4 protein-coding genes, 1 tRNA gene and 1 other RNA gene are annotated in these 3344 nt (G+C 30.1%); 2 read left to right on the forward strand and 4 right to left on the reverse strand.

Features of this window, described 5'->3' with window-relative positions:
* Window positions 1–15: 15 nt before the first annotated feature.
* The 3 genes from mraZ to AMN70_RS01995 all read right to left on the reverse strand — a co-directional run bounded on the left by mraZ (window position 16) and on the right by AMN70_RS01995 (window position 1757).
* Entirely contained in the window at window positions 16–471 is a 456-nt protein-coding gene (mraZ, locus tag AMN70_RS01985; RefSeq protein WP_075501339.1) for a division/cell wall cluster transcriptional repressor MraZ, read from the reverse strand.
* 155 nt (window positions 472–626) lie between these two features.
* An RNA gene (gene rnpB / locus AMN70_RS01990) (RNase P RNA component class A) lies at window positions 627–983 on the reverse strand.
* A 45-nt stretch (window positions 984–1028) separates the two neighbouring features.
* Window positions 1029–1757 (reverse strand): N-acetylmuramoyl-L-alanine amidase, encoded by a 729-nt coding sequence (locus AMN70_RS01995; protein WP_075501340.1) that lies wholly within the window; start codon window positions 1755–1757, stop codon window positions 1029–1031.
* A 62-nt stretch (window positions 1758–1819) separates the two neighbouring features.
* Here AMN70_RS01995 and AMN70_RS02000 point away from each other — a divergent pair, with 62 nt between their 5' ends.
* Together AMN70_RS02000 and AMN70_RS02005 are read left to right on the forward strand one after the other, a co-directional pair.
* Window positions 1820–2605, forward strand: coding sequence for an MlaA family lipoprotein (locus AMN70_RS02000; RefSeq protein WP_075501341.1), 786 nt, complete (start codon window positions 1820–1822; stop codon window positions 2603–2605).
* A 15-nt stretch (window positions 2606–2620) separates the two neighbouring features.
* Window positions 2621–3208: an MlaC/ttg2D family ABC transporter substrate-binding protein gene (locus AMN70_RS02005; protein WP_075501342.1), complete on the forward strand. Its 588-nt coding sequence runs from the start codon at window positions 2621–2623 to the stop codon at window positions 3206–3208.
* 13 nt (window positions 3209–3221) lie between these two features.
* On the opposite strand, the gene AMN70_RS02010 is transcribed toward AMN70_RS02005, so the two are convergent.
* Window positions 3222–3298 (reverse strand) — tRNA-Ile (locus tag AMN70_RS02010).
* Between the last annotated feature and the right edge of the window lie 46 nt (window positions 3299–3344).

Consider the following 3344-nt stretch of genomic DNA (forward strand, 5'->3'; position numbering starts at 1 on the left):
CTTATCATCCCCTCATTATTTATTTAGTTGTTGCTCCCATCTAAGACTAGCTCGATTAATATTTGCTTTTTTTCTTGCATTGGTCTTAAATTTTTCAAATATTGTTGGTTCCCATATTTGGAATGTTTTTCCTTGCCCGACAAAAATCATGCTATTCTTTATCTTTGCATGTTTTAGTAATTTTTGTGTTAGCGAAATTCTCCCCTCACTGTCAAATTGTAAACCAGTACTTTCAGATAAAATCGAAGTTGCAAAATAATCTCTTTTTTCTTCAAAAGGATTCAACGTATCTATTGTTGTTGAAATTTTTTCTATTCTATCTTGCGGCCATGCTTCTATAGATTGATTATTAAATGAAGGGAAACATACTATTCCATTATAACCTAGATTAGATAAATAAGATCTAAAACTTGCAGGCACTGACACCCTTCCTTTTTTGTCTAATCTGTTTTCGTAAGTTGATAAAAACATAATCCATAAATTCGTTTATTCCCTTTAAATGGGAATTTTTGGGATCATATGGGTTTTTTAGATCAGAGTCAATAAAAACAATTTATGGTTTAGTTATAAAGAATGCTTTTAAAAAAGTGAGTCAAAACGTGAATATTTTTAGATAATTTTAAAGAATTGCCAGATAAACTGTAAGCCGGGTTCTGTCTTTTAAACTCATCATTTGTCTAGGCTTAAGATCGCTCCTAAGCTCAAGCAACTAACCCTGATGACTAGCCAAGGATGGCTTTTAGTTTTCAAACAATGTCATCTCTACTTAGTCTTGCTCCCAGTGGGGTTTTCCAGCGTTCATTGTTACCAATAGAACCGGTGTGCTCTTACCACACCTTTTCACCCTTGCCATGTTATGGCGGTTTATTTTCTGTGGCACTATCCCTAGGGTTTCCCCCGCCAGGAATTACCTGGCACTGAATCCTTGCGGAGCCCGGACTTTCCTCTTTAAATCAATTTAAAGCGATAAGTCATTTATCTGGCATATATAATTTATAATTTTATAATTTTTTATCAAGATTTATTAGTTATGATTTTAAAAGGTTTTTACTTATCATTAAACATTCCATATCAGATTTTCCATCAACTAAGCTAGGTCTGAACCTTCTTTGAAATGCTAAACATAAAAATCGTTTATTTGATTTATTATCTAACTTTTTAATCTTATTATATCCTAATGAGTATAAATTTTTCAAAAAAATAATATCCTCTGACTTATCAAGTTTTCCAAATCTAAATATCTTAATTTTTTTCTCACTAAGTTTATGCCATTTTGCTAGATTAAATTTTGCTATTTTTTTCCATGGAAATTTTTCTCCTGGATCTTTTTTTCTTTCTGGTGCAATATCAGAATGACCTAAAACACAATCTAAATTTATATTATACTTTTTTATTAATTTTTTTAATAATTTCTTAATAGACAGTATTTGTTTTGAAGAAAAATCTTCATATTTGTTATCATGTCCTGAATTTTGAATTTCAATTCCAATTGAATATTTATTTAAAGATTTTTTATTTTTCCAACATGATTTCCCAGCATGCCAAGCTTCATACAAGTCAGGTACTAGGTTAATTATATCCCCGTTTTTTTTTATAAAATAATGTGCGCTAACTCCACTTTTTTCATCGCACAATCTTTTGATTACAGAGGACTCATTTCTCATTCCAGTGTAATGTAAAATTATAAATTTAATTTTTTTTTTTGATCTTTTAGGAATAGTAAAATTTGGTGAGTAGTTTTTGTTTATTTTCAGCATTTTTTAAGAGTTTATGATTATTTCTTAATTTACAATAGATTAAATTATACTATAAGAAGCCTATGCTTAAGAAATTGACACTAATAGTGATTACAACCCTTACGCTAACTCTTAATGTAATGGCATCTTCAGACGGAGAGTTGTTATTAAAAAAAAATGATCCTGCTGAAGTCAAAGAATGTTGGGAAGGATTTAATAGAGCAACTTTTGCTCTTAATCAAGGTCTAGATAAAATAATATTTAAACCAGTTGCAAGTATCTATAGAGTTTTACCAACACCAGTAAAAAGTGGAGTTAGTAATTCATTAGATAATTTATCAAATCTTGTGACTATACCAAACAATTTACTTCAAGGGGAATTTTCTAAAGCTGGAGTTAATACTGGAAGATTTATAATTAACACTACTGTAGGAATTTTAGGTCTAGTAGATGTAGCCACATATTTAGGATTTGAAGAATATGAAAAAGAAGATTACGGTCAAACTCTTGCGGTTCATGGGGCTGGTCCTGGCTGTTATATTGTTTTACCAGTTTTGGGTCCAAGCACTGCTAGAGATACTGTAGCATCAATAACTAACTTTGTAGGTGGAGACGCCTGGTATAATGTGACTGTAAATAATGATACTCAGTATTTTAGTGACTTTGATTACTACGCATCAAAAGCAACCTCAGGAGTAGATTTTAGAGCAAAGAATTATGACTCAATTGAAAATTTAGAGAAGAATTCTCTCGATTTTTACGCATCTGTAAAAAGTCTTTATTTACAAGATAGACAACAAAAAATTCTTAATGCCAAAAGAACAATAGATACTCAAAACGATAGTGATTGGGAAGAAATCGAAAATTAACATCAATTAAAGTTTATGAAAAAAAAATTATTGACTATAATTTTTGTATTGAATTTAATTATCAGTAATACATTTGCTGTAGAGCCAGATGTTTTTGTTCAATCAACAGTAAATAGGGCTTCAAAACTTTTGTCTGAAAATATTTCTAAAGAAAAGAAGATAGAAGAGCTTAAATTGATTGCAAAAGATACTGTAGATATCAAAGGTATTGGATTTTATACTTTGGGGACAGTTAGAAAAAATCTCAGCGATACAGATAAAACAAAATATTCTGAATTATTTGAGGAATACTTTTTAAAAAGCTTTTCAAGTAGATTGGCGGAATACACTAATCCTGAGATAGATGTATTTGCAAAAGAAAAAATTAATAAAAACTACACAATTGTTAATAGCACTTTGAAGGCAACAAATGAAAGACCCGAGATAAAAATTGATTGGAGAATTTATACTAAAAATCCTAATAAACCATTAATTAGAGATTTAATCATAGAGGGACTAAGTTTAGCACGAACACAAAAAGAGGAATTTGCATCAGTTCTTAATAGTAATAATGGTGATATCAATGCACTATTCAAAACTCTAAAAGAATTTTCTAATCAATGAAATAAAAAAATTATGGTGGGCCCGCCAGGACTCGAACCTGGGACCAATACATTATGAGTGTACTGCTCTAACCAACTGAGCTACAGGCCCAAACATATGTTTGTTATATCATTTTTATTTGGTTATCAATGATAGA

It is taken from the genome of Candidatus Pelagibacter communis (genome assembly GCF_001179925.1).
Taxonomy (GTDB): domain Bacteria; phylum Pseudomonadota; class Alphaproteobacteria; order Pelagibacterales; family Pelagibacteraceae; genus Pelagibacter; species Pelagibacter ubique_E.

What these genes read in the sequence shown, in the direction of transcription:
- mraZ (WP_075501339.1), bottom strand. Translation starts at nt 471, where the DNA reads ATGTTTTTATCAACTTACGAAAACAGATTAGACAAAAAAGGAAGGGTG.
- AMN70_RS01995 (WP_075501340.1), bottom strand. Translation starts at nt 1,757, where the DNA reads ATGCTGAAAATAAACAAAAACTACTCACCAAATTTTACTATTCCTAAA.
- AMN70_RS02000 (WP_075501341.1), top strand. Translation starts at nt 1,820, where the DNA reads ATGCTTAAGAAATTGACACTAATAGTGATTACAACCCTTACGCTAACT.
- AMN70_RS02005 (WP_075501342.1), top strand. Translation starts at nt 2,621, where the DNA reads ATGAAAAAAAAATTATTGACTATAATTTTTGTATTGAATTTAATTATC.